Annotated in this window: 27 protein-coding genes and 1 riboswitch; of the genes, 17 read left to right on the forward strand and 10 right to left on the reverse strand. The window is 68.2% G+C overall.

From position 1 onward, the window contains the following. The 3 genes from Q0W90_RS12585 to Q0W90_RS12595 all read right to left on the reverse strand — a co-directional run. Nucleotides 1–559, reverse strand: a 559-nt coding sequence (locus Q0W90_RS12585) for an acyl-CoA dehydrogenase family protein (protein ID WP_297774745.1), incomplete at its 3' end; no start/stop codon positions are given. After that, the gene (locus Q0W90_RS12590) at nt 559–1,755 is read right to left on the reverse strand and encodes an acyl-CoA dehydrogenase family protein (protein ID WP_297697776.1); all 1,197 of its coding nucleotides are present in this window, start codon (nt 1,753–1,755) and stop codon (nt 559–561) included. The genes Q0W90_RS12590 and Q0W90_RS12585, both read right to left, overlap by 1 nt. Before the next feature lie 27 nt (nt 1,756–1,782). Continuing rightward, entirely contained in the window at nt 1,783–2,529 is a 747-nt protein-coding gene (locus Q0W90_RS12595; RefSeq protein WP_297697774.1) for an SDR family oxidoreductase, read from the reverse strand. A gap of 70 nt (nt 2,530–2,599) precedes the next feature. On the opposite strand from Q0W90_RS12595, the gene Q0W90_RS12600 reads away from it, so the two are divergent. From Q0W90_RS12600 to Q0W90_RS12610, 3 genes are read left to right on the forward strand one after another with little or no spacing between them, the layout of a single operon-like run. Further along, nucleotides 2,600–2,971: a DUF3054 domain-containing protein gene (locus Q0W90_RS12600; RefSeq protein WP_297596697.1), complete on the forward strand. Its 372-nt coding sequence runs from the start codon at nt 2,600–2,602 to the stop codon at nt 2,969–2,971. A gap of 7 nt (nt 2,972–2,978) precedes the next feature. Further along, entirely contained in the window at nt 2,979–3,860 is an 882-nt protein-coding gene (locus Q0W90_RS12605; RefSeq protein ID WP_297774748.1) for an SAM-dependent methyltransferase, read from the forward strand. A 6-nt stretch (nt 3,861–3,866) separates the two neighbouring features. Beyond that, nucleotides 3,867–4,376, forward strand: coding sequence for a GNAT family N-acetyltransferase (locus tag Q0W90_RS12610; RefSeq protein WP_297697771.1), 510 nt, complete (start codon nt 3,867–3,869; stop codon nt 4,374–4,376). Here the strand turns inward: Q0W90_RS12610 and Q0W90_RS12615 are convergent. Then, nucleotides 4,336–5,106 (reverse strand): MBL fold metallo-hydrolase, encoded by a 771-nt coding sequence (locus Q0W90_RS12615; RefSeq protein WP_297596690.1) that lies wholly within the window; start codon nt 5,104–5,106, stop codon nt 4,336–4,338. The two genes, Q0W90_RS12610 and Q0W90_RS12615, sit on opposite strands and share 41 nt — an antisense overlap. Before the next feature lie 87 nt (nt 5,107–5,193). On the opposite strand from Q0W90_RS12615, the gene fgd reads away from it, so the two are divergent. The 4 genes from fgd (at nt 5,194) to Q0W90_RS12635 (ending at nt 10,422) form a co-directional block, all read left to right on the forward strand. Further along, nucleotides 5,194–6,204, forward strand: coding sequence for a glucose-6-phosphate dehydrogenase (coenzyme-F420) (gene fgd, locus Q0W90_RS12620; protein WP_297596687.1), 1,011 nt, complete (start codon nt 5,194–5,196; stop codon nt 6,202–6,204). Between the two features lie 26 nt (nt 6,205–6,230). Then, nucleotides 6,231–8,348, forward strand: a complete 2,118-nt coding sequence (pta, locus tag Q0W90_RS12625; protein WP_297596711.1) for a phosphate acetyltransferase — start codon at nt 6,231–6,233, stop codon at nt 8,346–8,348. Next, complete coding sequence (locus tag Q0W90_RS12630) at nt 8,338–9,498, forward strand: acetate kinase (RefSeq protein ID WP_297596685.1); 1,161 nt, start codon at nt 8,338–8,340, stop codon at nt 9,496–9,498. The genes pta and Q0W90_RS12630 overlap by 11 nt, the downstream gene beginning before the upstream one ends. A 66-nt stretch (nt 9,499–9,564) precedes the next feature. Then, on the forward strand, nt 9,565–10,422 hold the full coding sequence (locus Q0W90_RS12635; protein WP_297596683.1) for a hypothetical protein: 858 nt from the start codon (nt 9,565–9,567) through the stop codon (nt 10,420–10,422). 186 nt (nt 10,423–10,608) lie between these two features. On the opposite strand, the gene Q0W90_RS12640 is transcribed toward Q0W90_RS12635, so the two are convergent. The 3 genes from Q0W90_RS12640 to glnX are packed head-to-tail and all read right to left on the reverse strand — an operon-like array spanning nt 10,609 to nt 15,187. Then, the gene (locus Q0W90_RS12640; protein WP_297697769.1) at nt 10,609–12,891 is read right to left on the reverse strand and encodes a serine/threonine-protein kinase PknG; all 2,283 of its coding nucleotides are present in this window, start codon (nt 12,889–12,891) and stop codon (nt 10,609–10,611) included. Then, entirely contained in the window at nt 12,891–13,868 is a 978-nt protein-coding gene (locus tag Q0W90_RS12645; RefSeq protein ID WP_297596679.1) for a glutamate ABC transporter substrate-binding protein, read from the reverse strand. The genes Q0W90_RS12640 and Q0W90_RS12645 overlap by 1 nt, the downstream gene beginning before the upstream one ends. Then, entirely contained in the window at nt 13,868–15,187 is a 1,320-nt protein-coding gene (gene glnX / locus Q0W90_RS12650; protein WP_297596677.1) for a protein kinase G-activating protein GlnX, read from the reverse strand. The genes Q0W90_RS12645 and glnX overlap by 1 nt, the downstream gene beginning before the upstream one ends. 153 nt (nt 15,188–15,340) lie before the next feature. On the opposite strand from glnX, the gene Q0W90_RS12655 reads away from it, so the two are divergent. After that, nucleotides 15,341–15,973 (forward strand): NUDIX hydrolase, encoded by a 633-nt coding sequence (locus Q0W90_RS12655; RefSeq protein WP_297697765.1) that lies wholly within the window; start codon nt 15,341–15,343, stop codon nt 15,971–15,973. Here Q0W90_RS12655 and thiE read toward each other — a convergent pair. Then, complete coding sequence (thiE, locus tag Q0W90_RS12660; protein ID WP_297774758.1) at nt 15,945–16,595, reverse strand: thiamine phosphate synthase; 651 nt, start codon at nt 16,593–16,595, stop codon at nt 15,945–15,947. The genes Q0W90_RS12655 and thiE overlap by 29 nt on opposite strands. A 69-nt stretch (nt 16,596–16,664) precedes the next feature. Next, nucleotides 16,665–16,803, forward strand: a riboswitch (TPP riboswitch). On the opposite strand from thiE, the gene thiO reads away from it, so the two are divergent. From thiO to Q0W90_RS12680, 4 genes are read left to right on the forward strand one after another with little or no spacing between them, the layout of a single operon-like run. After that, a complete protein-coding gene (gene thiO, locus Q0W90_RS12665) occupies nt 16,804–17,826 on the forward strand; it encodes a glycine oxidase ThiO (RefSeq protein ID WP_297596673.1) in 1,023 nt (340 codons plus the stop codon). It abuts the riboswitch before it with no gap. After that, entirely contained in the window at nt 17,823–18,032 is a 210-nt protein-coding gene (thiS, locus tag Q0W90_RS12670; protein WP_297596671.1) for a sulfur carrier protein ThiS, read from the forward strand. Before thiO ends, thiS begins: the two co-directional genes overlap by 4 nt. Further along, entirely contained in the window at nt 18,025–18,783 is a 759-nt protein-coding gene (locus Q0W90_RS12675) for a thiazole synthase (RefSeq protein ID WP_297596669.1), read from the forward strand. The genes thiS and Q0W90_RS12675 overlap by 8 nt, the downstream gene beginning before the upstream one ends. Further along, nucleotides 18,780–19,547, forward strand: coding sequence for an SGNH/GDSL hydrolase family protein (locus Q0W90_RS12680; protein ID WP_297596667.1), 768 nt, complete (start codon nt 18,780–18,782; stop codon nt 19,545–19,547). The genes Q0W90_RS12675 and Q0W90_RS12680 overlap by 4 nt, the downstream gene beginning before the upstream one ends. Nucleotides 19,548–19,550: 3 nt before the next feature. On the opposite strand, the gene Q0W90_RS12685 is transcribed toward Q0W90_RS12680, so the two are convergent. Then, complete coding sequence (locus Q0W90_RS12685; protein ID WP_297774761.1) at nt 19,551–20,015, reverse strand: serine/threonine protein kinase; 465 nt, start codon at nt 20,013–20,015, stop codon at nt 19,551–19,553. On the opposite strand from Q0W90_RS12685, the gene Q0W90_RS12690 reads away from it, so the two are divergent. Beyond that, a complete protein-coding gene (locus Q0W90_RS12690) occupies nt 19,954–20,133 on the forward strand; it encodes a hypothetical protein (RefSeq protein WP_297774763.1) in 180 nt (59 codons plus the stop codon). The two genes, Q0W90_RS12685 and Q0W90_RS12690, sit on opposite strands and share 62 nt — an antisense overlap. 28 nt (nt 20,134–20,161) lie before the next feature. Here Q0W90_RS12690 and Q0W90_RS12695 read toward each other — a convergent pair whose 3' ends face one another. Further along, nucleotides 20,162–20,692, reverse strand: coding sequence for a serine/threonine protein kinase (locus tag Q0W90_RS12695; RefSeq protein WP_297596664.1), 531 nt, complete (start codon nt 20,690–20,692; stop codon nt 20,162–20,164). A 336-nt stretch (nt 20,693–21,028) separates the two neighbouring features. On the opposite strand from Q0W90_RS12695, the gene Q0W90_RS12700 reads away from it, so the two are divergent. The 4 genes from Q0W90_RS12700 to Q0W90_RS12715 are packed head-to-tail and all read left to right on the forward strand — an operon-like array spanning nt 21,029 to nt 24,808. Further along, complete coding sequence (locus Q0W90_RS12700; protein ID WP_297596662.1) at nt 21,029–21,364, forward strand: CD225/dispanin family protein; 336 nt, start codon at nt 21,029–21,031, stop codon at nt 21,362–21,364. A 14-nt stretch (nt 21,365–21,378) separates the two neighbouring features. Beyond that, nucleotides 21,379–21,804, forward strand: coding sequence for a DUF2752 domain-containing protein (locus Q0W90_RS12705; protein WP_297774753.1), 426 nt, complete (start codon nt 21,379–21,381; stop codon nt 21,802–21,804). A gap of 53 nt (nt 21,805–21,857) precedes the next feature. Beyond that, nucleotides 21,858–23,342 (forward strand): M28 family metallopeptidase, encoded by a 1,485-nt coding sequence (locus Q0W90_RS12710; RefSeq protein ID WP_297596658.1) that lies wholly within the window; start codon nt 21,858–21,860, stop codon nt 23,340–23,342. After that, nucleotides 23,339–24,808, forward strand: a complete 1,470-nt coding sequence (locus Q0W90_RS12715) for a M28 family peptidase (protein ID WP_297774756.1) — start codon at nt 23,339–23,341, stop codon at nt 24,806–24,808. The genes Q0W90_RS12710 and Q0W90_RS12715 overlap by 4 nt, the downstream gene beginning before the upstream one ends. The last annotated feature ends 24 nt before the right edge of the window (nt 24,809–24,832 follow it).

Genomic DNA, 24,832 nt, shown 5'->3' on the forward strand with positions numbered 1-24,832 from the left:
CCAGCAGCGACAGGCCCTGGTGGCGATCCGGCGAGGTGCGCACCGCGATGACGAAGAGGTCGCCGACCTGTCCGTTGGAGATGAACGTCTTGGCGCCGTTGACGACGTAGTCGTCGCCGTCACGCACCGCCGTCGTACGGATCCCGGCCAGATCGCTGCCGGTGCCGGGCTCGGTCATCGCGATGCCGAGCACGGTCTCGCCGGTGACCACGCCCGGCAGCCAGCGCTGTTGCTGCTCGGAGTTCGTCAAATTGGTGAGATAGGGCAACACCACGTCGTTTTGCAGCGTGAAGGCGATGGCCTCGGCGGCCGCGCCCGCCCGCTGCAACTCGTCGATCACGATCGCGTTGTAGCGGAAGTCGCCCACGCCCGGGCCGCCGAGATGTTCGGGCACCGAAAAGCCCAGCAGCCCGAGCTTGCCCGCCTCGATGAACAGGGAGCGGTCCCACTGGCCGCGCCGTTCCCAGTCCTCGTGGTTGGGCACGACCGTCTGCTGCACGAAATCCCTTACCAGTTCGCGGAACTGGTGGTGCTCCGGCGTGTAGGACAGACCGCTCATCAGCGGAAGGCGTCGCTGCCGGTGAACGCCTGACCGAGGACCAGCTGATGCATCTCCGGTGTGCCCTCATAGGTCAGCACCGATTCCAGGTTGACCATGTGCCGGATCACCGGGTATTCCAGCGATATTCCGTTGCCGCCCAGGATCGTTCGGGCGGTCCGGCAGATCTCGATCGCCTCGCGGGTGTTGTTGAGCTTGCCGAAGCTGACCTGCTCGGGACGCAGCCCCACGCTGTCCTTGAGGCGGCCGAGGTGCAGCGACAGCAGCTGGCCCTTGTGCAGCTCGACCGCCATGTCGACGAGTTTGGCCTGGGTCAACTGGAATCCGGCGATCGGGCGGCCGAACTGGGTGCGCTGCGTGGCGTAATCGAGGGCGGATTGCCAGGCCGAGCGCGCCGCTCCCATGGAGCCCCAGATGATGCCGTAGCGGGCCTCGGACAGGCAGGACAGCGGACCGCGCAGCCCCTTGGCGTCGGGCAGCATCGCCTCGGCGGGCAGCCGCACGTCGTCGAGCACCAACTCGCTGGTGATCGAGGCCCGCAGCGACAGCTTGTGGTGAATGGTGTTGGTGGTGAAGCCCGGGGTGCGGGCGGGCACCAGAAAGCCCCGAATCCCTTGGGATTCGCCGTCGTCGGTGGCCGCCCACACGACCGCGACGTCGGCGACCGAACCGTTGGTGATCCACAACTTGCGTCCGTTGAGCACCCAATCCGAACCATCCCGTCGCGCACGGGTTTTCATCGCAGCGGGGTCGGATCCGGCGTCGGGCTCGGTCAGCCCGAAGCAGCCGAGCAGTTCGCCGGTGGCCATACCCGGCAGCCATTCCTGTTTTTGCTCCTCGGATCCGAACTTCCAGATCGCGAACATCGCCAGCGAGCCCTGCACCGAGACCATCGATCGGAGGCCGGAGTCGGCGGCCTCCAGCTCCACACACGCCAGCCCGTAGTGCACGGCGGAGGCACCGCCGCAGCCGTACCCGTCCAGGTGCATGCCCAGCAGGCCAAGCTCGCCGAAACCCTTGGCGAGTTCGCGGACCGGAAGGTCGCCGATCTCGAACCACTCCGCGACGTGGGGAAGGATGTGCTCGGCACAGAATTCCCGGACGGTGTCGCGCACCGCGAGTTCGTCATCGGACAGGAAGGCGTCCAGACCCAGGGGGTCGTAGCGGTCGAAGGCGGGTGGTGTCTTGGCACTCATAGAAGTCAGCCTGCCACTAGCCGGCCGCTAACCGGCCATCGTCAGCCCGCCGCTGACGCTGATCACCTGTCCGGTGATGAACGAGGCGGCGTCGGTCGCGAAGAACAGGACCGGCGCGGCGACCTCCTCGGGCCGGGCCAGCCGGCGAAACGGGATCGCCTTGACCAGTGCTTCTTTCAGCTTCTCGGGTTGGGCGTGAAACAGCGGTGTGTCGGTCGGTCCCGGGCACACGCAGTTCACCGTGATCTGGTGACGCGCCATCTCGCGGGCCAGCGACTTCGTCAGGGCGATCACCCCGCCCTTGGCGCCCGCGTAGATGCTCTCGCCCGCGCTGCCGACCCGGCCGGCATCGCTGGCCAGGTTGACCACGCGTCCGCCGCCGTGCGTTTCGATCATCCCCGGCAGGAACGCCGAGCAGACATGCACCGGCCCCAGGTAGTTGATGGCGACCACCTTCTGCGCGAATTCCGCTGTGGCATTGAGGAATTGGTCAGTACGATCCCATCCGGCGGCGTTGACGACGATGTTGGGCACCCCGAGATCGGCGTGGATGCGATCCCGCAGCGAGCCGACCTGCTCCGGGTCGGCCACATCGACCGGCAGCGCGGTGATCCGGTCGGGGTGTTCGCCGGCGGTGGCCGAGGCCGCCGCCTGGTCGAGATCGGCGGCGACGACGCGGTCACCCCGCGCCGCGAGCCCCAGCGCGATCGCCTTGCCGATGCCTGACCCGGCGCCCGTGACCACCGCGAGGCCCTCCAGTGAATGGGTATTCATTGCTGACGAATCTAGGTTCACCGTGGCCGCCGGGTCAAGGATCGACGGCGCTGCCCGGTAGTCTCGCCGCATGCTTAGGCTCCAGTGGCTGGGCTGGCTCGCCGTGGACGTCATCGGGGTGCTGGTGTTCTGCGCCCTCGGGCGCCGCAGCCACGACGAAGGGCTCGACGCCACCGGCATCGCGGCGACGGCATGGCCGTTTCTCACCGGCACCGCCATCGGGTGGCTGGTCGCACGCGGCTGGCGACGGCCCACCGCTGTGGCCCCCACCGGGGTCGTCGTCTGGCTGTCCACGGTGATTGTCGGCATGGTGCTGCGCAAGGCGACCTCCGCGGGGGTGGCCGCCAGTTTCGTCGTGGTGGCGGCGACGGTCACCGCGCTGTTGTTGCTGGGTTGGCGAGCGGCCGTGGGGCTGACCCTGCGGCGCCGCTCCGACGTCTGAGCGGACCATGGCACCGACGGCCGACGTGGAGGTGACCGCGACGTTCGGCGCCGCCGCGCGGGCCGTGGCCACCGACAAGGGGCTGCTGAACGATCCGTTCGCCGAGCCGTTGCTGTGCGCCGTCGGGATCGAGTACCTCACCCGGGCGATCAAGGACCACGTGTTCGCGGCCGATGGCGGCGACGACCCGGCGATGACGGCGCTGATGGATGCGCTGGCGGCGCACACCCGTTTTGTGGACGAGTTCCTCGCCGACGCGGGCAGGGCGGGCATTCGGCAGGTGGTGATCCTGGCGTCGGGTCTGGACACCCGGGCGTACCGGCTGTGGTGGCCGCGAGGGACGACGATCTTCGAGATCGATCGGCCGCAGGTGCTCGACTTCAAGTCGGGCGTGCTGCGCGGGCTCGACGCCACCTTGGCCACCAACCGGTGCGCGGTCGGCATCGACCTGCGCCAGGATTGGCCGGCGGCGTTGCGGCGGGTGGGTTTTGACGCCGCCCAGCCCACGGTGTGGGTTGCCGAGCAGTTGCTCGTCGGGTATCTGCCGCCCCAGGAACAGAACCGCTTGCTGCACGGGGTCACCGCGGCGAGTGCCCCGGGCAGCCGGCTGGTCGCCGATCACATGCCCACCTGGAATCCGCTGCAGCTGGGGGCCGAGCGCGCCTTCGTGGACGGCTGGCGGCAGCGCGGCCTCGACGTCGACCTGGCGAGCCTGACCTACCCGGGTGGATACCATTATGTCCCTGAGTATTTGGCGACCCACGGCTGGGAGACGCTGGGGCGCAACATCACCGACTTGCTCGGCGCCTTGGGGCTGGGACAGCGGCGGCGCACCGGGCCCGGCGACGCGGAGTTCATCCCGGAATACGTCACCGCGACACGCGTTTGAGTTTCCATGAGGCCGGAAACCACCCCACCACACGGCCGGCTGCGATTCGTGTCGGCGACCCACGACGACCCGCTGGCGCAACCCCTGCTGGCCGAATTGGCCGTCGAGTACGCACAGCGATACGGCGGCACGCCGAGTACGCACCTGACCTGGCTGCCCGTGCCCGAGGCCGAGTTGGCGCCACCGGACGGCGGATTGCTGATCGGCGTGGTGGGCGGGGTGCCCGTGACCGGCGGCGCGTTTCGCCGCTACGACCCCCAGACCGCCGAACTCAAGCGGATCTGGACCGACGGCGCCCACCGGCGCCGCGGGTACGCGCGCGCGTTGCTGGCCGCGCTGGAGGCGGAGGCGCTGGTGCGGGGGTATCGGCGGCTCTACTTGATCACCGGCAACCGGCAGCCCGAGGCGGAGGCGCTCTACGACGCGACGGGCTACGCCCGGGTGACCCCCGACCCGCTGCCGTCCTGGGGACCGTTCACCCCGATCGCCTTCGAGAAGTGGCTGCCGCAGCGGTAATGGCCCGAGCGGTGGCTTCCCGGATCGGACCGTGCCACACCTCGCCGTGCCCCGGCAGCAAGACGTCGGTGTCGAGCAGGGCCAACGCGTCGAGGCTGCGCAGCGAATTCTGCTGGCTGTGGCTGAACACCTCCGGCAGCAGCTGCGGCCCGCCGTGCCGTAACAGGGGGTGCCCGGTGATCAACGCGTCGCCGCTGACCAACGCGCCGTCGACCACATACGAGCAGTGCCCACTGGTGTGCCCGGGGGTGAAAACGGCCATCGGGTGACCGGGCAGCGCGGCGGCCACGTCGGCGGTCAGCGGCCGGGTCGACGGGATGCCGTCGCGGATCAGGCCGCCGCTGCGCAGCACGTGCAGCCCCCACACTGCCCAGCGGGGCCGCCAAATGCGCAGGGCGACATCGAAAACCGAGGCCTGCTCGAGATACTCGCGCTTGGCGTGACCGACCTCTTCGGCGTGGCAGTACACGTCGGTGCCGTATTCGTTGGCGAACCAGATCGCCGAGCCCAGGTGGTCGATGTGGGCGTGGGTCAGCAGGATGGCGCGTACGTCGCGGGCGCCGTAGCCCAGCTGCCGCAGCGACGTCAGCACGTCTTGTCGGTCCCCGGGATATCCGGCGTCGATCAGCATCACGCCGGTGCCGTCGACGACCAGCGTCCAGTTAACGGCCTCGCCCTGGGCGAGGTACACCGTGTCGGTCACTTGAACAAGGGTTGGCCCCGATCCCATGCCCGCGAGTGTAGGTCTGACTGCGCGGCGACCCGCTGCGCCCGGCTCCGCCGCGCTTGTGATCGCCGCGAGGAGTAGAAAGAACGGGTGGCTGAACTGAAACTCGGATACAAAGCGTCCGCTGAACAATTTGCACCGCGCGAGCTTGTCGAGCTTGCTGTCGCCGCCGAAGGTCACGGCATGGACAGTGCAACCGTGAGCGACCATTTCCAGCCGTGGCGACACGAGGGTGGACACGCGCCGTTCTCACTGGCCTGGATGACCGCCGTCGGCGAACGGACCGACCGCATCCTGCTGGGCACCTCGGTGCTCACCCCGACCTTTCGCTACAACCCGGCCGTCATCGCGCAGGCGTTCGCCACCATGGCCTGCCTCTACCCCAACCGCGTCTTCCTCGGAGTCGGCACCGGCGAGGCGCTGAACGAGATCGCGACGGGATACCAGGGCGAGTGGCCGGAGTTCAAGGAGCGGTTCGCACGGCTGCGCGAATCGGTGCGATTGATGCGCGAGTTGTGGCGCGGCGACCGCGTCGATTTCGACGGCGACTACTACCGGCTCAAGGGCGCGTCTATTTACGACGTGCCCGAGGGCGGGGTGCCCATCTACATCGCGGCCGGCGGCCCGGCGGTGGCCAAATACGCCGGGCGCGCCGGCGATGGCTTCATCTGCACCTCGGGCAAGGGAGAGGAGCTGTACAAAGACAAGCTGATCCCGGCGGTCGTGGAAGGGGCGGCGATCAACGACCGCAACGTCGACGACATCGACAAGATGATCGAGATCAAGATCTCCTATGACCCCAATCCCGAACTGGCGCTGGAGAACACCCGGTTCTGGGCGCCGTTGTCGCTGACCGCCGAACAGAAGCACAGCATCGACGATCCGATCGAAATGGAGAAGGCCGCCGACGCACTGCCGATCGAGCAGGTCGCCAAGCGCTGGATCGTGGCCTCCGATCCCGACGAAGCGGTGGAGAAGGTCGGCCAGTACGTGGGGTGGGGCCTCAACCACCTGGTGTTCCACGCGCCCGGTCACGACCAGCGCCGGTTCCTGGATCTTTTCGAGAAGGACCTGGCGCCGCGGCTGCGGCGGCTGGCCTGAGGGGCGGACGAGTGGTCTCCGCTCCAGTGCGGGCAATCTACATCGCCGCGCCCGAGCCGGAGACCGGAAAGTCGACGATCGCGCTGGGCCTGCTGCACCGGCTGACCGCGACGGTCGCCAAAGTCGGTGTGTTCCGGCCCATTACAAGGTCCGACCGCAGCGGGCCGCCGCAGGATCCGAGCGAGGACCGCGACTACATCCTGGAACTGCTGCTGTCTCGCACCACCGCGGGCCTGTCGTACGAGCAATGCGTCGGCGTCACCTACCAGCAGCTGCACGCGGACGGTGACGCGGCGATCGCCGCCATCGTCGACGCGTACCACGCCGTGGCCCAGGTGTGCGACGTGGTGGTGATCGTCGGCAGCGATTACTCCGAACTGGGACAGGCGACCCGGCCAGTGGAGCTTTCCACCAACGCGCGCATCGCGGTCAATCTCGGCGCGCCGCTGCTGCTGACGGTCAGCGGCAAGGGGCGGACCGCCGCTGAGGTGGCCGACGTCGTCGGGGTCTGCCTGGCCGAACTGGACGCCCAGCGCGCCCACACGGCGGCGGTGGTGGCCAACCGCTGTGAGCCGGACGGGGTGGCGGCCATCCGAGAAAAGTTGGACGAGGCGCTGAGCGCGACTTCCTTGCGCAGCTACGTGCTGCCCGACGAACCGCTGTTGTCGGCGCCGACGGTGGCAGAGCTGGAAGCGGCGGTGAGCGGGACGCCGGTCAGCGGCGAAGAATCACTGCGCGAACGCGAGGTGACCGGCGTCATGGTCGCCGGAATGACGGCCGATCACGTCCTGGAAAGGTTGCGCGACGGCATGGCGGTCATCACCCCCGGTGACCGATCGGACGTGGTGCTCGCCGTCGCCAGCGCCCATGCCGCGGAAGGCTTTCCGTCGCTATCGTGCATCGTCCTCAATGGCGGCTTCGAGCTGCATCCTTCCATCGCTGCCCTGGTCGCCGGGCTGCGGCTGCGGTTGCCGATCGTCGCCACCGCGCTGGGCACCTACGACGCGGCCAGCGCGGCCGCCTCGGCCGGGGGCAGAGTGACGGCGACCTCGCAGCGCAAGATCGACACCGCGCTGGCGCTGATGGACAGCCACGTCGACGTCACCGATCTGCTGGCGCAGCTTGCCATTCCGATTCCCACCGTGACCACGCCGCAGATGTTCATACATCAGCTGACGCTGCAGGCGCGTTCGGATCGCAAGCACATCGTGCTGCCGGAAGGCGACGACGACCGTATCCTGCAATCCGCCGGACGGGTTTTGCAGCGCCGTGTCGCCGACCTGACCATCCTGGGTGACGAAGCCCAAATCCGCCAGCGTTCAGGAGAACTCGGAGTGGATCTGGCCGACGTGCAGGTGATCGATCCGCGCATCAGCGGGTTGCGCGACGAGTTCGCCGACCAGTATGCCCAATTGCGCAAGGCGAAGGGCGTGACCGTCGAGCAGGCCCGCGAGGTCATGCGCGACGCGACGTATTTCGGCACCATGATGGTGTACGACGGCATGGTCGACGGCATGGTATCCGGGGCCACGCACACCACGGCGCACACCGTTCGGCCCGCATTCGAGGTCATCAAGACGGTCCCGGACGTCTCCACCGTGTCCAGCATCTTTTTGATGTGCCTGCCGGATCGTGTCCTGGCCTACGGCGACTGCGCGATCATCCCGAACCCGACACCGGAGCAGCTGGCCGACATCGCGATCTCGTCGGCGCGTACCGCCGCACAGTTCGGCATCGAACCGCGGGTGGCGATGCTGTCCTACTCGACCGGCGACTCCGGTACTGGCGCCGACGTCGACAAGGTAAGGACGGCAACACAATTGGTGCGAGAGCGCAACCCCGGCCTGCCGGTCGAGGGTCCCATCCAGTACGACGCCGCGATCGAGCCGTCGGTCGCGGCCACCAAGCTGCGCGACTCGCCGGTGGCCGGACGCGCCACGGTGCTGATCTTTCCCGACCTCAACACCGGCAACAACACCTACAAGGCGGTGCAGCGCAGTGCCGGCGCGCTCGCCATCGGCCCCGTGCTGCAGGGCTTGCGCAAGCCGGTGAACGACCTGTCGAGGGGCGCGTTGGTCGAAGACATCGTGAACACCGTTGCCATCACCGCGATTCAGGCGCAGGGTGGCCGTGATGGGAAGTGACAGCGCGCGCCTGGTGCTGGTGATCAACTCCGGCTCGTCATCTCTGAAGTTTCAGGTGGTCGATCCCGATTCGGGCACAGCCCGTTCGACGGGGCTCGTGGAGCGGATCGGAGAGGCGGCGTCGCCGGTTCCCGACTATGACGCCGCGCTGCGCCGTGCGTTCGACACGTTGGCCGACGACGGTATCGACCTGAAGACATGCGGCGTCGTCGCCGTGGGTCATCGAGTGGTGCACGGCGGCAACGCCTTCTATGAGCCCACGCTGCTGGACGACGCGGTGATCGCGAGGCTCGACGAACTGTCGGACCTGGCGCCGCTGCACAATCCGCCCGCGCTCAAGGGAATCGAGGTCGCGCGAAAGCTGCTGCCCGACCTTCCGCATATCGCGGTGTTCGACACCGGCTTCTTCCACGACCTGCCGCCCGCGGCGGCGACCTACGCGATGGACCGCGAACTGGCGCGGCAGCATCAGATCCGCCGGTACGGGTTCCATGGCACGTCGCACCGCTACGTCAGCGAGCAGGCCGCCGCATTCCTGGACAGGTCGCTTGGCGACCTGAAACAGATTGTGCTGCACCTGGGTAACGGTTGCTCCGCTTCGGCGATCGCCGGCACCCGGCCGATCGACACCTCGATGGGGTTGACTCCGCTGGAAGGGCTGGTGATGGGCACCCGTAGCGGTGACATCGATCCCGGTGTCGTCCGCTATCTGTGCCACACCGCCAAGATGAGCGTCGACGACGTCGAGGTCATGCTCAACCACCGGTCCGGGGTTTTGGGTCTGTCCGGCGAGCGTGACTTTCGCCGGCTACGGACGATGATCGAATCCGGCGATGAGTCAGCGCAATTGGCCTATAGCGTGTTCACGCATCGGCTGCGCAAGTACGTCGGTGCCTACCTGGCGGTGCTTGGGCACACCGATGTGATCAGCTTCACCGCCGGAATCGGCGAGAACGACGTGGCCGTGCGCCGTGACGCGGTCGCCGGCATGGAAGAGCTGGGCATCGTGCTGGACGAGCGCCGCAACCTCGGCGCGGACAAGGGGGCGCGCCGGATCTCCGCCGACGACTCACCGATCGCCGTGCTGGTGATCCCGACCAACGAAGAACTGGCCATCGCCCGTGACTGCGTGAACGTGCTGACGTCATAGCCGATAACCCGGGCCTTGTGCACAGATGCACTCGCGAACCGGGGTTGACGTGCGATGGTTCGCGGCATGAGGCAAACGCCGTTCATCGGCAGCGAGGAGCTGGCATCGGGAAGGCTGAGCCGCCACCAGTTGCGGGCCGCCTACCGGGCGGTGTTTCCGAACGTCTACGCGCCGGAGGACGCGGAGCTGTCGCTCGAATTGCGCATCCGCGCGGCCTGGCTGTGGTCGCGGCGGACGGCGATCATCGGGGGAGCGGCCGCGGCGGCGTTGCACGGCGCCGAATGGATCCCCGACAATGTCCCGGTCGAGCTGATACACACCAACACCCATCCCCCCGATGGGGTGCTGACGCGTCGGGAAACGCTGTGCCCCGGCGAAACCCAGGTCCACCATGGGCTCGTCGTGACCACGCCGGAGCGGACCGCCTTCGACATCGGCCGGCGGGGGGCGGTGCGTTCGGCCGTTGTCCGGCTGGACGCGCTGGCCCGGGCAACGGGATTCAAGGTCGGCGACGTGCTGCGTGTCGCGGCGGCACACCCTCGCTCGCCCGGGCTGCGGCGATTGGAGGCCGCGCTCGACCTGGTCGACGCGGGCGCACAGTCACCGAGGGAGAGTTACCTGCGGCTGCTGCTCATCGATGCGGGCCTGCCCCGGCCGCAGACCCAGATCCCAGTGCTGGGTGCCGACGGCATACCGGTCGCCCACCTGGACTTGGGTTGGGCGGAGTGGCTGGTGGCCGTCGAATACGACGGCGATCACCATCGCATCGACCGGCGGCAATTCACCAAAGACATTCAGCGCATGGAGATGCTCGAGGAGATGGGGTGGGTCGTCGTCCGGGTCGTGGCGGAGGACCGCCCAGCCGGTATCATCCGCCGGGTGCAAAAGGCGCTGGCGAAATCGGCTGTAAATCCACGGCTTTGAGTGTGAAACATTGGCTTTGAGTGTGAGCCCACGGCGGGGATCATCGGCGTGTCGTCGCCCAGTGTTCACACCGAAAGCCGAGGTTTCACACTCAAAGCCCGGGACTGACGAGGGCTAACGCACGGGGGCTAACTGACGGGGGGCTAACGCACGAGCGCTCACGCACGGGGGCTAGCGCATGCAATCTCAGAACGTGCTGGCGGGCCGTACCCTGTTGGCCATGTCCACCAGCTCGTAGCGGTGCCGCTGGGTGGGGGCGACGCGGGCCAGGTTGCGCAGCGCCGCCTCGACGCCCAGCCGCAGCCCGTGCTCGGTGAACGGGAAGCCGAGGATGTGGTTGGTGCTGGCCTTGTTGTCCTGCAGCCAGTCCATCGCGCATCCCAGCACCAGCGCGCGGATCTGCAGCACGCGCGGCTCGGTGGGCGGCAGCGCCTCCACCCGCCGCGCCGCGTCGCGGATGTCCTCTTCGCTGATCTCGCTCTTGGTCCGGCCGGACAACAACGTCACCGCGCTCGTCAGGCGCGCGGTGGTGAAGTGGCGGGAGGTGGCCGGCACCTCGTCCAGCGTGCGCACCGCGGCGGCCCGATCGCCTTGCGCGGACAGCGATCTGGCCAACCCGAACGCCGCCGAGATCACTCCGTCGTTGGTCTTCCACACCGTCTCGTAGTGCTTGTGCACGTCGACGTCGCCGGCCAGCTCGGCGGTGGCACCCAACGCCAGCTTGGGCGCCAGCTCACCCGGGAACGTATCCAGCACCTCAATGAAATGTGTTGTGGCCGACTCGTAATCGCCGGTGAGCAGGTCGGCCACGGCCTTGTACCAGACCAGCCGCCATTGCCAGCCGACTCGCTCGGCCAGGTCCTCGAGCTTGCGGGTGGCCTTGGCCACGTCGCCGAGATCCAGCAGCGCGCGGACCTCCATCAACGGCAACTCAACCGACTCGGACAGCTCGGCTCCGTCGGCGTCGAGCGTCCCGTGCCGGGCCGCGCGCAACGAGTCCAGGGTCTGCACCGGCTGCGACAACACCGTCGCCTGCAGTACCGAGGCGGCGACGTCGGCCGGATCGACCAGCGGCACTTGCAGTGCGGTCACGATTTCGCGGGCCGTCAGCCTCTCCGAATGGACCTGGCCGTCCAGGTACACGTCCGTGTGCGCGACCAGCAGGTCCACCCCGAACGTCGAGCGGCTGGGGCTGAAGATGGTCGACAGCCCGGGCCGCGGCACCCCGCTGTCGTGGGCGACCACCTCGCGCAGCACACCGATCAACTGCGCGGACATCTCCTCGGTGCTGGCGAACCGGCGTCGCGGGTCGGGATCGGCGGCGCGGCGCAACAACCGGTGGAAGGAGTCGTAGGTTTCCAGCACCGGGTCGTGCTCGGGCAGGCCGTCGACGTAGCGGCCGTTCCGGGTGCGCAGGTTGAGCGTGAGCGCCGCCAGTGTGCGCCCCACCGTGTAGATGTCGGTGGCGACCGTCGGGCCTGTCCGCACGATCTCCGGCGCCTGGAAACCCGGTGTGCCATAGAGGTATCCGAACGAATTGATCCGCGACACCGCACCCAGGTCGATCAGCTTGAGCTGCTCTTCGGTGAGCATGATGTTCTCCGGCTTCAGGTCGTTGTAGACCAGGCCGATGGAGTGCAGATAGCTCAGCGCGGGCAAGATTTCCAGCAGGTAGGCGATGGCCTCGGCGACGGGGAGTTTCTCACCCTTGCCATGGTGGAGCGGCTGCCCACCGACGTACTCCATGACGATGTAGCCGACCGGATTGCCGCGCTGGTCCTTGTGCTCGACGAAGTTGAAGATCTGCACGATCTGCGGGTGGACCACCTCGGCCAAAAACTGTCGTTCGGCCATCGCGATCGTCTGCGCCTCGGCGTCGCCGGAGTGAACCAGGCCTTTGAGCACCACGGGCCGGTCGTTGACGTTGTGGTCGACGGCCAGGTACACCCAGCCCAGTCCGCCGTGCGCGATGCAGCCCCTGACCTCGTATTGGTGGGCGACGATGTCCCCGGGATTGAGTTGCGGCAGAAACGAATACGGGCTGCCGCAGGCCGGGCACCAACCCTCCGAGGTGCCCTTCTCCTTCTTGCTGGATCGGCCCACCGGCTTCCCGCAGTTCCAGCAGAAGCGCTTGGACTCGGGGACCACGGGGTTGGTCATCAGCGCTTCGCGCGGATCGATGTCGCGTCCCCGCGGAATCTCGACCAGCCCGCCGCCGAGCTGTCTGACCGGCGGCAGCGCACGCGTCGCCACCGTCATGCGGTCGGGGGTGTCGGTGTCCAGGGCGCCCAGCGGAAAGTCGTCGTCGTCGAAGTCGGGGCGAAACAGCGCCTGCGTGGCCTGCAGCCGCCCGGTCGAGGCGCCGCTGGCGGCCTCCGCCGGCTGGGTGCCCGGGTTCACGTCTGCCACGTCTGCCACGTCTTCAGAGCCGGATTCCGGCTGCTCGGTTGGCTTATCCGGTTCGGCCATCAGTCCAGATACCTCGGGGTGGGCGGGGCTGGCGCGGGGCCCAGCACGGTCAACCACTTGCGGTACAACGTGTTCCACGTGCCGTCCCGGCGGATCCGTTCCAGGGTTCCGTTGACGAACCGCAGCAGGCCGGTGTTGTTCAGATTGACGCCGATGCCATAGGGCTGAGTGGCCATGTTGGGGCCGACGATGTGCAGGTAGGGGTCCTCTTCGACCAGCCCGGCGAGGATGGAGTCGTCGGTGCTGACCGCATCGATGAGTCGCTGTTGGATCGCCACCAGGCAGTCGGCCCAGTTGACCACCGACACCACCACCGGGGGCGGGTCGATCTGGCGGATGCGGTGCAGCGAGGTGGTGCCCTTGGCCACGCAGACGCGTTTGCCGGACAGGTCGCTCACCTTGACGATCGACGAGTCGCGGGGGGCCAGGATGCGCTGATTGGCGTCGAGGTAGACGGTGGAGAAGCTCACCAGCTTGCGCCGGTCGCAGGTGATGGTCATGGTCTTGACCACGACGTCGACCTCGCCGCGCTGCAGCGCGGTGACCCGCTCGTCCGACGACAGGATCCGGTACTCGACGTGGGACGGGGCGCCGAAGATGTCGCGGGCGATCTCGCCGGCGAGGTCGACGTCGAAGCCGGTGATCTCGCCCGTGATCGGGTCGCGGAAGCTGAACAGGTTGCTGCCGATGTCGAGCCCGACGATCAGCCTGCCCCGCGCGCGGATGTCGGCGACCGCGGCGTCCGCCTCCGCCTTGGTGGCAAACGGCCGCAGGCTGGCGGTCAGATCGCAGTTCTGATCGGGGCCGTCGGACGGCAGCGGCGGTAGGGGCGGCAGCTGCTCCATGCCGACCGGGGTGGGCGGCGGCAGCGTCGGAACGCTGGCCACGTGCAGCGATTCCGTGTGCCCGCAGCCCGCCAGCACCACCACCGTGGCGGCCAGGGCGCACGCCCGGCGGAGCATGGGCAGGCGGATCATTATCGATACTCTTTCAGCCGCGGCCACAGGCCCAGCGCCACCGCGATGGCGGCGCCGAGGCTGAGCACCACGCCGCCCACCTGCGCGCCGGACAGCCCGCTGCGCGCGTTGATGACGTCGTTGCGCAGGTGGATGCGGCCCTGGTCCATGGCCTTGACCAACTCGTCTTCCAGCTTGTCGAACGCCGGGGTGGAATCTTCCTCGCTGCTGCCCAGCGCGACTTGGGTGGCGGCGCGATAGTTACCCACCGAGATGTACGAGCTGATCCGGTCGTTGGCCTGCCGCCAGCGCAGCAGCAGCTGATCGGCGCCTTGGAGGTCCGTTTTGTCCACGGCGTCGCTGCGGGACATGTACTGGTCGAGCTGGCGGTGCATCGAGTCGATGCGCTGGTAGAACGACTGCTTGCGTTTCTCTTCGTCCCCGCGCCGGATCAGGGACAGCGTCTCGTCGGCGCGCGCCTGCTGGGCCGTGATCGCGACATTGGTGACGGTCTTGAGGGATTCCGCGGCGGTGTCCTTCGCGCTACGACTCGCCGTCGTAGAGATGGTTAGCGCAGTTCCGACCCATACCACCATGACGAGAATAGCGAGCGCGCCCACGACCAGGCCCGGGTTGATGCGGCGCCGGGTGCGCCGGGCCAGCCAGCGATGGGAGAACGCGCCGAAGACCACGGTGGTGCCGACGACCATGATGACCGGCGCCGGGATCTGCGTGGACGCGGTGGTTTCCGCGTCCACCCGCTCCGAGGTGGCCCGAAAAAGCCGTGCCGCGTCGGGCAGGATCGTCGATTGCATCAGCCCCGATGCCTCCGACAGGTACGACGACCCCACCGGGTTGCCTGCCCGGTTGTTGGTTCGTGCGATTTCGATCAGGCCGGTGTACACGGCCAGCCGGGCATTGATCCGGCCCAGCAACTGGATCAGCGGTTCATCGGTGAGTCCGCTGGAGGCCCTGGTCACGGCCACGGCCGCGTCGGTGATGGCCTGCTCGTAGCGTTGCCGGACGGGCGGCGGTTCGGCTTCGGCGATGAACGCGGTGGCCGCCGCGGCGTCGGCTACCGACAGGGTGGTGTAGAGCCGCCCTGCGGCGAACGACAGCGGCTCGGTGTGGTTGAGCACCGTGGTGAGCACCTGTTGCCGGTGGTTGATGGTGGTCGAGGTGGCGAAGGCGCTCACCCCGCCCAGGGCCGCCAACACGATGCCGATGGTCAGGATGCGGCCCGGCGTCGTCGAGATGAACCACCAGCGTGGATGGGCTGGTTCGGCCGGTGACCGCGATCCCTGCGGCTCGGTCGACGGGTGCGCCAGCTCAACCGTCACGTCTGATCAGCCCTCATCTCTTGGCCACTGGATTTCGCTGCACGGACCGCTATAAGCGAAGTCTAAGAGCATGTTCGGGTGGATGGGTGGAGGCAGACGCAATTGCCGACGCGCCGAAGGCCGCCAAGGACCGAGTCTGCCTATCCTTGATCCGTGCAGGGCGACGGTGACGGTTGGGTGATCTCCGAGCGCGGCGCCCATTATTGGGGCCGCTACGGCGCCGCCGGTTTGCTGTTGCGGGCGCCGAGGCCCGACGGCACACCCGCCGTGCTGCTGCAGCATCGCGCGGTGTGGAGCCACCAGGGCGGAACCTGGGGCCTGCCGGGCGGCGCCCGGGACAGCCACGAAACGCCGGAGCAGACGGCTGTCCGCGAAGCGAACGAGGAGGCCGGCCTGCTCGTCGAGCGGCTGGCCGTGCGCGCGACGCTGGTCACCGCCGAGGTCGCGGGGATCGGCGGCACCCAGTGGAGCTACACCACCGTGGTCGCCGACGCCGACGAGTTGCTGCACACCGTGCCCAACCGGGAAAGCGCCGAAATGCGCTGGGTCGCCGAGGACGAGGTGGCCGACCTGCCGCTGCATCCCGGCTTCGCCGCCAGCTGGCAACAGCTGCGCACCGCGCCGGCGCTGTTGCCGCTGGGCCACGGCGACCAACGCCGGCAATACCTGCCCCGCACGATCGAGGTCGAGGCCGGTGTCTTCGTGTGGTGCATGCCCGGTGACGCGGATCAGGTCCCGTCGCAGCTGAGCCGGCGGATCAGCTCGCTGCTGCAAGCGCCGAACTGAGCCGCCGCGCCGCGGCCCCCGGGTCGGGGGCCGCGGTGATCGCGCGCACCACCACGACGCGGCGCGCGCCGGCGTCGAGCACCTCGGGCAGCCGCTGCGCATCGATGCCGCCGATCGCGAACCACGGCTTGTCGGCCCCGAGCTCGGCGGCGGCGCGGACCAGTCCCAGCCCCGGCGCCTCGCGGTCCGGTTTGGTGGGCGTGGGCCAGCAGGGGCCGACGCAGAAGTAGTCCGCCGCGCCGCGCGCCGCCGCGGCGGCCTGCTCGGCGCTGTGGGTGGACGCGCCGAGCAGCACCTCCGGCCCGACAACCTCGCGCGCGACGTCCAGCGGCAGGTCGCCCTGCCCGAGGTGCAGCACGTCGGCGCCGGCCGCACGGGCGATGTCGGCGCGGTCGTTGACCGCGAACAGGGCGCCGTGCCGGCGCGCGGCGTCGGCCAGGATCTCGCAGGCGGCCAGCTCCTCGCGCGCCTCCAGCGGCCCGAACCGCTGCTCTCCGGCCGACCCCTTGTCGCGCAGCTGGATGATGTCCACCCCGCCGGCCAGGGCGGCGTCGGCGAACTCGGCCAGATCGCCGTGCTCGCGGCGCGCGTCGGTGCACAGATACAGCCGGGCTGTGGCCAGAACGGAGAGTCGTCTATCAAAGGGACGCTGCACACCGAGACGCTAGCGCGCTAGCGTGGAGCCCAGAGAACTACCAGACACGGGAGTCCCGGGAGCGGGGCTGAGAGTGGGCTAACCCATTGTGCAAGCCGGGCTTGCAGTGGACCTGCCCTTACCGTCACACCTGATCCGGGTCATGCCGGCGAAGGGAGGTTCGACAATGACCGGGATGCCTTCGGGACCACCGCTGGGGTCCCTGGCCGTCATCGGCGGCGGCGTCATCGGGCTGGCGGTGGCGCGCCGCGCCGCGCAGGCCGGGTGGTCGGTGCGGGTGCACCGCAGCGGTGAGAAGGGCGCATCCTGGGTCGCCGGCGGCATGCTTGCTCCGCACAGCGAGGGCTGGCCCGGCGAAGAGCGGTTGTTGCGGCTGGGGCTGGAATCGCTGCGGCTGTGGCGTGAGGGCGGTTTCACCGAGGGCCTGCCGGCGGAGGTGGTCACCGCCCGCGAGTCGCTGGTGGTGGCCGTCGACCGCGCCGACGTCGCCGACCTGCGCACCGTCGCGGACTGGTTGTCCGCGCAGGGACACCCGGTGGTCTGGGAATCGGCCGCCCGCGACGTCGAACCCCTTTTGGCGCAGGGCATCCGGCACGGCTTTCGGGCGCCCACCGAATTGGCCGTGGACAATCGGGCGGTGCTCGACGCGCTGGACGCCGAATGCGAGCGCCTCGGGGTGCGGTGGGCGCCGCCGGCGCACGACCTGTCGGCCGTCGAAGCCGATGCGGTGGTGATCGCCAACGGAATTGACGCACCGGCGTTGTGGCCCGGCCTGTCGGTGCGCCCGGTCAAGGGCGAGGTGCTGCGGCTGCGGTGGAGAAAAGGCTGTATGCCGTTGCCACGGAGGGTCATTCGCGCCCGAGTACATGGGCGGCAGGTATACCTGGTTCCGCGTGCGGACGGGGTGGTGGTCGGCGCCACCCAATACGAGCACGGGCGCGACACCGCCCCGGTCGTCTCGGGGGTGCGTGACCTTCTCGACGACGCGTGCGCGGTGCTGCCGGCGCTGGGCGAATACGAGCTGGCCGAGTGTGTCGCCGGGCTGCGCCCGATGACACCCGATAATCTGCCGTTGGTGCATCGTTTGGACGCCCGCACGCTGGTCGCCGCTGGCCACGGCCGGTCGGGGTTTCTGCTGGCGCCCTGGACGGCAGAACAAATCGTTTCCGAACTGGCACCGGTGGGAGTACACCAATGATCGTCCTGGTCAACGAGAAGAGGGTCGACGTCGACGCGCACACCACGGTGTCCGCGCTGCTCGATTCCCTGGGTTTTGGCGGTCGCGGCGTCGCCGTGGCGATGGACGACGCGGTACTGCCGCGATCGCGATGGGCGACAGAGCTTTCTGAGCTTTCCGGTGCTCCCGTGCGACTCGAAGTTGTGACGGCGGTGCAAGGTGGCTGACCTCAAACTGACGATCGCGGACCGCAGCTTCGCCTCGCGGCTCATCATGGGGACCGGGGGAGCCGGCAACCTGGCGGTGCTGGAGGAGGCGCTGGTCGCGTCGGGCACGGAACTGACCACCGTCGCGATCCGCCGGGTCGACGCCGAGGGCGGCACCGGATTGCTCGATCTGCTCAACCGGTTGGGCATCACGCCGCTGCCCAACACCGCGGGATGTCGCGGCGCGGCCGAGGCGGTGCTCACCGCGCAGTTGGCTCGCGAAGCGTTGAATACTGACTGGATCAAGCTCGAGGTGATCGCCGACGAACGCACACTGCTGCCCGATGCCGTCGAATTGGTGCGGGCCGCGGAACAATTGGTCGATGACGGGTTCGTCGTGCTGCCCTACACCAACGATGACCCGGTGCTGGCGCGCCGACTCGAGGACGCCGGATGCGCGGCGGTCATGCCACTGGGCTCGCCCATCGGGACGGGGCTTGGCATCACCAATCCGCACAACATCGAGATGATCGTCGCGGGGGCAGGCGTTCCGGTGGTGCTCGACGCCGGAATCGGTACCGCCAGCGACGCTGCGCTGGCGATGGAATTGGGTTGCGACGCCGTGCTGTTGGCTTCCGCGGTGACCCGCGCCGCCGATCCCGCCGCGATGGCCGCCGCGATGTCGGCCGCCGTCACCGCCGGCTATCTGGCCCGGCGGGCCGGGCGGATCCCGAAGCGGTTCTGGGCCCAGGCATCCAGCCCCGACAGATGAAACGTTATGTCGCGCTGGGCAGTTCGATGGCCGCCGGTCCCGGCATCCGACCGCGCGCCGCGGGGGCCCCGCGGTGGTCGGGCCGGTCCGCGCGCAATTATGCGCACCTGATCGCCGGGCGCTACCACTACGACTTGGTCGACGTCACCTTCTCCGGCGCGACCACCGCGCACGTGCTCGCCGATCGTCAACGCGGCGCACCACCGCAAATCCACGCGCTGGACGGCTCGGAGAGCCTGGTCACCGTCACCATCGGCGGCAACGACGTCGGCTATGTTCCGCTGTTGATGGCCGCTTCGCTGCCGCACCCGCTGCGGCGCCTGCCGCTGCTGGGCGACCGCATCCGCGAACTGTTGGATGGCGACGCGCGAAATCAGGCCCTTGACGCGGTGTTCGAATCGCTGTGTGCGGTGGGCCGTGCGGTGCGTCAGCGATCCGGCGGGGCACGAATTTTCTTCGTCGACTACCTGACGATGCTGCCGCCCGCCGGCGTGCCGGCCGCACCGCTGTCGCCGGCGGACGCCGACCTGGGCCGGCATGTGGCCGCGACGCTGGAAAGGATGACGGCCGACGCCGCGGCGGCAACCGGCTGTGAAATCATCCGCGCCGCCGCGGCCAGCCGCGAACACCACGCCTGGTCCGCCGAGCCGTGGACGACGCTGCCGGCGCGCTACGGTGTTCCGCTACCGGGTCGCCCCGCACCGTTGCACCCCAACCCCGCCGGGATGTGCGCGGTCGCGGAATTGATTGGGGCTCAACTGTAAACGTCAGCCGTTCGTGCGCCACCACTGGTAGAGCGCGTTGACGTCGGTGTTCGACGAGGTCAGGTGGCCCAGCACGTTTTTCGCGTCGGTGGTCCAGGTCAGCGTCGCGTAGTTCTTGTAGGTGCCGCAGGCGATCTGCCCGCCGGTCTGGTCGTTCTGGCGCCAGGTCCCCGGCGACTTCCCGGCGTCCCCGCACGCGGCCAGGGCCACGTCCTTGATAGTGGAACTGAATGCCGCGCCCAGGTTCGTGCTGTTGGAGAAGAGCGCGTAGACGCCGGAACCGGGTCCGCTGGAGTCGGGGTTCTGCCCGCAGAGAAGCTCGGCCAGTTCACCGGTTTCGGTCAGCTCTTGCGGCTTGCAGTTGTTCAAGCCGTAGCCCTTCGACAGCGAAGCGGCGAGGGTGTTCATGTCCGTCGCGCTGCCGGTGTTGGGTTCCGCGATCGCGGTGGGGCTGCCCGCTAAAGCCAAACCGGCTGTGAAAGCTGTGGCCGATACGGCGCGCAACGCGGTGATCAGATGTGACATTTTTGACTCCTTGCGGTTGATGGAAATGAAGAGGGGCGAACGTATTTCGGTTACCGGTTGAGGGATGGGTTGCGGCCCGGGCGGGAACGTCAACCGTTGGCGCGCCACCACCGGTGGAGCGCCGCAACATCGGTGCTGGACGCGCGCAGGTAACTCAGCGTGTTTTTGGCGTCGGTCGTCCAGATGATCTCCGCGGCGTTTTGGTAAGTGCCGCACGCCGCCTGTCCGGCGCTGGCGGGCGAACCGTCCTTGTGCCAGCTGGACGGCGACTGGTTGGCGTCCCCGCACGGCGTCAGGACATCCTCCTTGATGGTGGCCCGGAATGCGGTGGCCAAGTTGTCGGCGTTGGTGAACAGGACGTACTTCGCCTGTGCCGGTCCTTTCGGGTCGGGGCTTTGCCCGCACGTGAGTACGGCCAATTGCCTGCCACGGTCGATGTTCTGGGCGGTGCAGTTGTTCAGGCCGTAGCCCTTCGACAGCGAGGCCGCGAGCGTGTTGATGTCCGACGAGCTACCGGTATTGGAAGGGTCCGCGGTAGCCGTGACGCTACCCGCTAACGCGAAACCACCCGTGAGTGCCGTTGCCATCGCCGCTCTCAGCGCGTTGCTGAAATCAGACATGAATGGCTCCTTAACGGCCGCTGCTAACACGGATATTAGGGCTATGTCGTGGTAATGCAATACGTTCCGTCGGCAATTGTCTGTCAGGGCATCATTTTCCGCCTCACCTGCAAAGCGTCCGCGCGATCGCGGCCATACGCGTTTCACCGCCGTGGATCTCGAATGATGTTGAGACCGGGCCATAATCGAACCTTCGCGCCGCGACGCAGGCGCCCCCAATGCGTCGCGACAGCTGTTGCCGACACCAGATTTTTTCATTGCTAGTGCCGAGGCGAGGCCGAGCGGGTATGGTAAGCACCGCTTTACGCCAGCTAACTTCCTTTGACTGGAGAGTCCATGACACAACCGCCGCCCCCGCCGCCGCCTCCTCCCGGTTACCCGCCGCAGCAGCCGGCCGCCCAAGCGCCGAATAACTATCTGGTGTGGTCGATTCTGGTGACCCTGTTCTGCTGTCTTCCGTTCGGGATCGTGGCGATCGTCAAATCCAGCCAGGTCAACGGGTTATGGGCACAGGGTCGCTACGCCGAGGCGCAGGCATCGGCCGACAGCGCCAAGAAATGGGTGGTCTGGTCGGCGGCCATCGGCGTCGTCGTCGGAATCATCTACATCATCCTGATGTCGGTCGGCGCGCTGAACACGAACACCAACGCGGCGCTTGCCGCGATGTTCTAAGCCGGGTCTCGCTCATGGTGACCCGCCGGGGGGCGGCGCACGCGGGCTTGGGTGCACCACTCGTGGTGGCCGCATCCACGACGTTGATGTGCGCCGCCATCTGGGCGGGTGACCCGACATCCCCGAACGGCCCGCTGCCGGTATGTCCGACCAAGGCGTTGTTGGGGATCGACTGTCCCGGATGCGGCAGCCTGCGCATGCTGTATTCCCTCATGCACGGCAATCTGTTGGCGGCCGCCAGGTTCAACGCTCTGGGCCTGGCGGCGGTAGTGCTGTTGGTGTGGGCGTACCTTGCGTGGACCTATGGGCACGTGGTGGGGCGGCGGGTCCGCAGTTGGCAACACCGTCGCTGGGCCGCCGTCGTGACATTGTCGTTGGTGCTCGCGTGGTTCGTGGTGCGCAACATCCCCTTTGCGCCCTTCACCGCTCTGTATGTGTAATCCCGCCGTGTCCTGATCCCGGCTGCTTGGGCCGCGGTCTAACCTGGGGCACGATGGTGAAAAAATTCACGACGTTGCCGGCGGCGCTCGCCGTGATCGCCCTGACCGCATTCTCAACCGGTTGCTTCCACCGGTCCGCGTCGGAGCACACGACGGACGCGGCCGAGTTCGCGTCCGCGCTGCGCGGCAAGGTGACGATCGACGCGATGATGGCTCACCTGTCCAAGCTGCAAGACATTGCCAACGCCAACAACGGCACTCGGGCGGTGGGCACCCGCGGATATGAGGCCAGTGTCGACTATGTGGTGAATACCTTGCGCGACAGCGGATTTGAAGTACAAACGCCCGAGTTCTCGGCGCGAGTGTTTCACGCCGAAAAGCCGGAGGTGACCGTCGGCGGCAAGCCGGTGGAGGCGCGCGCGCTGGAATTCAGCCTGGGAACCCCGCCGGCAGGGGTAAGCGGCCCACTGGTGCCCGCACCGGCGAACAGCTTGGGGTGCGCGGCTGCCGACTACGGCGATCTCCCGGTGCGGGGTGCGGTGGTGCTCGTCGATCGCGGCACCTGCCCGTTCGCCCAGAAGGAAGACGTCGCGGCGCAGCGCGGAGCCGTGGCGATGATCATCGCCGACAACGTCGACGAAGAACATATGGGCGGCACGCTCGGGCCGACCACCGAGGTGAAGATCCCGGTGCTCAGCGTGACCAAGTCCGCCGGAGTGCAGTTGCGCGGGCAGCCGGGGCCCACCACGATCAAGCTCGATGCCGGTGCGCAAAGCTTCAAGGCCCGCAACGTGATCGCGCAGACCAAAACCGGTGAGCACACCAACGTGGTGATGGCGGGGGCCCACCTGGACAGCGTGCCGGAGGGGCCGGGGATCAACGACAACGGATCGGGGGTAGCTGCGGTACTGGAAACCGCTGTGCGGCTGGGTAGTTCGCCGCCGGTGCACAACGCGTTGCGATTCGCCTTCTGGGGTGCGGAGGAGCTCGGGCTCATCGGGTCGCGGAACTACGTGGAGTCGCTGGACTTGGCGGCGCTCAAAAACATTGCGCTGTACCTCAACTTCGACATGCTCGCATCGCCGAACCCCGGCTACTTCACCTACGACGGGGACCAATCGCTGCCGATGGACGCCCGCGGCCAACCGGTGGTCCCCGAAGGCTCGGCCGGCATCGAGCGCACGCTGGTCGCGTACCTCAAGTCAGCCGGCAAGACCGCGCAGGACACCTCGTTCGACGGCCGCTCCGACTACGACGGATTCACCCTGGCGGGGATCCCCGCCGGCGGGCTGTTCTCGGGCGCCGAGGGGAAAATGTCCGCGGATCAGGCGAAGTTGTGGGGCGGGGCGGCCGACCAACCGTTCGACCCCAACTATCACCAGAAAGGCGACACCCTCGATCACATCGACCGCACCGCGCTGGGAATCAACGGCGGCGGGGTGGCCTATGCCCTGGGTCTCTACGCCCAAGACCTCGGCGGACACAACGGAGTCCCCGTGATGGAGGACCGGACCCGGCACGTGCTCGCCAAGTCATGATTTCCCGCCTGCGCGCAACGCTGTTGCTGAGCGCGGTGCTCGTGGCCGGCTGTTCGTCCCCGCGGCCCGGGTTGCCGACCGCGACACCCGATCTCGGGCGCAGCCTGGCCAAAAAGGTGACCGCCGAGGGCATGCTCACCCACCTGCGCGCCTTGCAGAACATCGCCGACGCCAACGGTGGCAACCGCGCGGACGGCACGCCCGGCTTCAACGCCAGCGTGGACTATGTCGCCAAGGCGTTGCGCGACAAGGGTTTCGACGTACAGACGCCGCAGTTCGACCGGCTCTACACCGTGTCTATGGGTACGCCTTCGCTGACCGTCGCGGGCCGCACCTATCCCGCCGACCAGGCCTCGCTGCTGGTGCAGACACCGCCCGGCGGCCTGACGGGGCAACCGATCCGGCCGGCGCAGCCGTCGGGTTGCGCAGCCCACGACTACCCGGCCGTGGTGCCCAAGGGTGCGATCGCCGTCGTCGACGACACCCGCTGCTCGGTGGTCGACAAACAGAACAGCGCGCTGGCCAAGGGGGCGAGCGCGCTGATCGTGCTCAGCGCCCCCACCGGCAGGGGGGCCCCGCCCACGTTGTTCAGCCCCGGTTACTTCAAGCAGCTGACCGTGCCGGTCGCCGTCGTCAACCCCTACGGTGCGGCCGCGCTGGCCGGTGCGACCGCGCCGATACACCTGGTGCTGGATGCCGTGAACACCAAGATCACGTCCCGAAATGTGGTGGCGCAGACCAAGGCCGGGTCGCCCCACGAGGTCGTGGTGGTGGGTGCGCAGCTCGACGGCTCACGCGCCGGACCGGGCATCAACGACGATGGCTCCGGGGTGGCCGCGGTGCTCGAGACGGCGCTGCAGCTGGGTCCGCTGGCCCCGGTGAGCAACGCGGTGCGGTTCGTGTTCTGGGGCGCGTCCGACGGGCTGGGCGGGGTCATGGATTACGTCTTCGGTATGGACCGCGATCAGCTCAACGACATCGCGCTGTACCTGAACTTCACGATGCTGGGGTCGCCCAACGCGGGCTTCTTCACCGACGACGGCGATCAATCCGGTCCGCCCGGACCCGGCGTGCCCGCAGCGGATGTCCCCGAAGGCTCGGCCGGCATCGAGCGCACCCTGGCCGGTTATCTCAACCTGGCCGGCAAGCGCGCCGCGGATATGCCGCTGAATCCCCGGGCCGGCTACCACCCCTTCATGGTCGCGGGCGTGCCGATCGGGGGCCTGACCACCGGTTCCTCGCAGACCAAAACCACCGTGCAGGCCCGGTTGTGGGGAGGCCAGGCGGGCGTGCCCTACGACCCGAACTTTCAGAGCGCGCGGGACACCGTCGACAACATCAACCGGGAAGCCTTGGGGGTCATGGGTTCTGGTGTCGGGTTCGCGGTCGGTGGCTACGCCATGTCCATCGGTGGGGTCAACGGAGTGCCGCCACACGACAAGAGGCATCGCACCCGGCTGCCGTAGTGGCGGATTGTCGACGTCGGTCCC

It is taken from the genome of Mycobacterium sp. (assembly GCF_025933915.1).
In the GTDB taxonomy this organism is placed as follows: domain Bacteria; phylum Actinomycetota; class Actinomycetes; order Mycobacteriales; family Mycobacteriaceae; genus Mycobacterium.

Excerpts from the sequence above, each read along its gene's own strand:
- Q0W90_RS12710 (WP_297596658.1), top strand. The coding sequence starts at position 21,858 with ATGGTGAAAAAATTCACGACGTTGCCGGCGGCGCTCGCCGTGATCGCC.
- Q0W90_RS12610 (WP_297697771.1), top strand. The coding sequence starts at position 3,867 with ATGAGGCCGGAAACCACCCCACCACACGGCCGGCTGCGATTCGTGTCG.
- Q0W90_RS12595 (WP_297697774.1), bottom strand. The coding sequence starts at position 2,529 with ATGAATACCCATTCACTGGAGGGCCTCGCGGTGGTCACGGGCGCCGGG.
- Q0W90_RS12600 (WP_297596697.1), top strand. The coding sequence starts at position 2,600 with ATGCTTAGGCTCCAGTGGCTGGGCTGGCTCGCCGTGGACGTCATCGGG.
- Q0W90_RS12640 (WP_297697769.1), bottom strand. The coding sequence starts at position 12,891 with ATGGCCGAACCGGATAAGCCAACCGAGCAGCCGGAATCCGGCTCTGAA.
- Q0W90_RS12690 (WP_297774763.1), top strand. The coding sequence starts at position 19,954 with ATGTCCGTCGCGCTGCCGGTGTTGGGTTCCGCGATCGCGGTGGGGCTG.
- Q0W90_RS12605 (WP_297774748.1), top strand. The coding sequence starts at position 2,979 with ATGGCACCGACGGCCGACGTGGAGGTGACCGCGACGTTCGGCGCCGCC.
- Q0W90_RS12635 (WP_297596683.1), top strand. The coding sequence starts at position 9,565 with ATGAGGCAAACGCCGTTCATCGGCAGCGAGGAGCTGGCATCGGGAAGG.
- Q0W90_RS12590 (WP_297697776.1), bottom strand. The coding sequence starts at position 1,755 with ATGAGTGCCAAGACACCACCCGCCTTCGACCGCTACGACCCCCTGGGT.
- thiO (WP_297596673.1), top strand. The coding sequence starts at position 16,804 with ATGCCTTCGGGACCACCGCTGGGGTCCCTGGCCGTCATCGGCGGCGGC.
- Q0W90_RS12615 (WP_297596690.1), bottom strand. The coding sequence starts at position 5,106 with ATGGGATCGGGGCCAACCCTTGTTCAAGTGACCGACACGGTGTACCTC.
- Q0W90_RS12705 (WP_297774753.1), top strand. The coding sequence starts at position 21,379 with ATGGTGACCCGCCGGGGGGCGGCGCACGCGGGCTTGGGTGCACCACTC.
- Q0W90_RS12680 (WP_297596667.1), top strand. The coding sequence starts at position 18,780 with ATGAAACGTTATGTCGCGCTGGGCAGTTCGATGGCCGCCGGTCCCGGC.
- thiS (WP_297596671.1), top strand. The coding sequence starts at position 17,823 with ATGATCGTCCTGGTCAACGAGAAGAGGGTCGACGTCGACGCGCACACC.
- Q0W90_RS12695 (WP_297596664.1), bottom strand. The coding sequence starts at position 20,692 with ATGTCTGATTTCAGCAACGCGCTGAGAGCGGCGATGGCAACGGCACTC.
- Q0W90_RS12700 (WP_297596662.1), top strand. The coding sequence starts at position 21,029 with ATGACACAACCGCCGCCCCCGCCGCCGCCTCCTCCCGGTTACCCGCCG.
- Q0W90_RS12630 (WP_297596685.1), top strand. The coding sequence starts at position 8,338 with ATGGGAAGTGACAGCGCGCGCCTGGTGCTGGTGATCAACTCCGGCTCG.
- Q0W90_RS12715 (WP_297774756.1), top strand. The coding sequence starts at position 23,339 with ATGATTTCCCGCCTGCGCGCAACGCTGTTGCTGAGCGCGGTGCTCGTG.
- Q0W90_RS12645 (WP_297596679.1), bottom strand. The coding sequence starts at position 13,868 with ATGATCCGCCTGCCCATGCTCCGCCGGGCGTGCGCCCTGGCCGCCACG.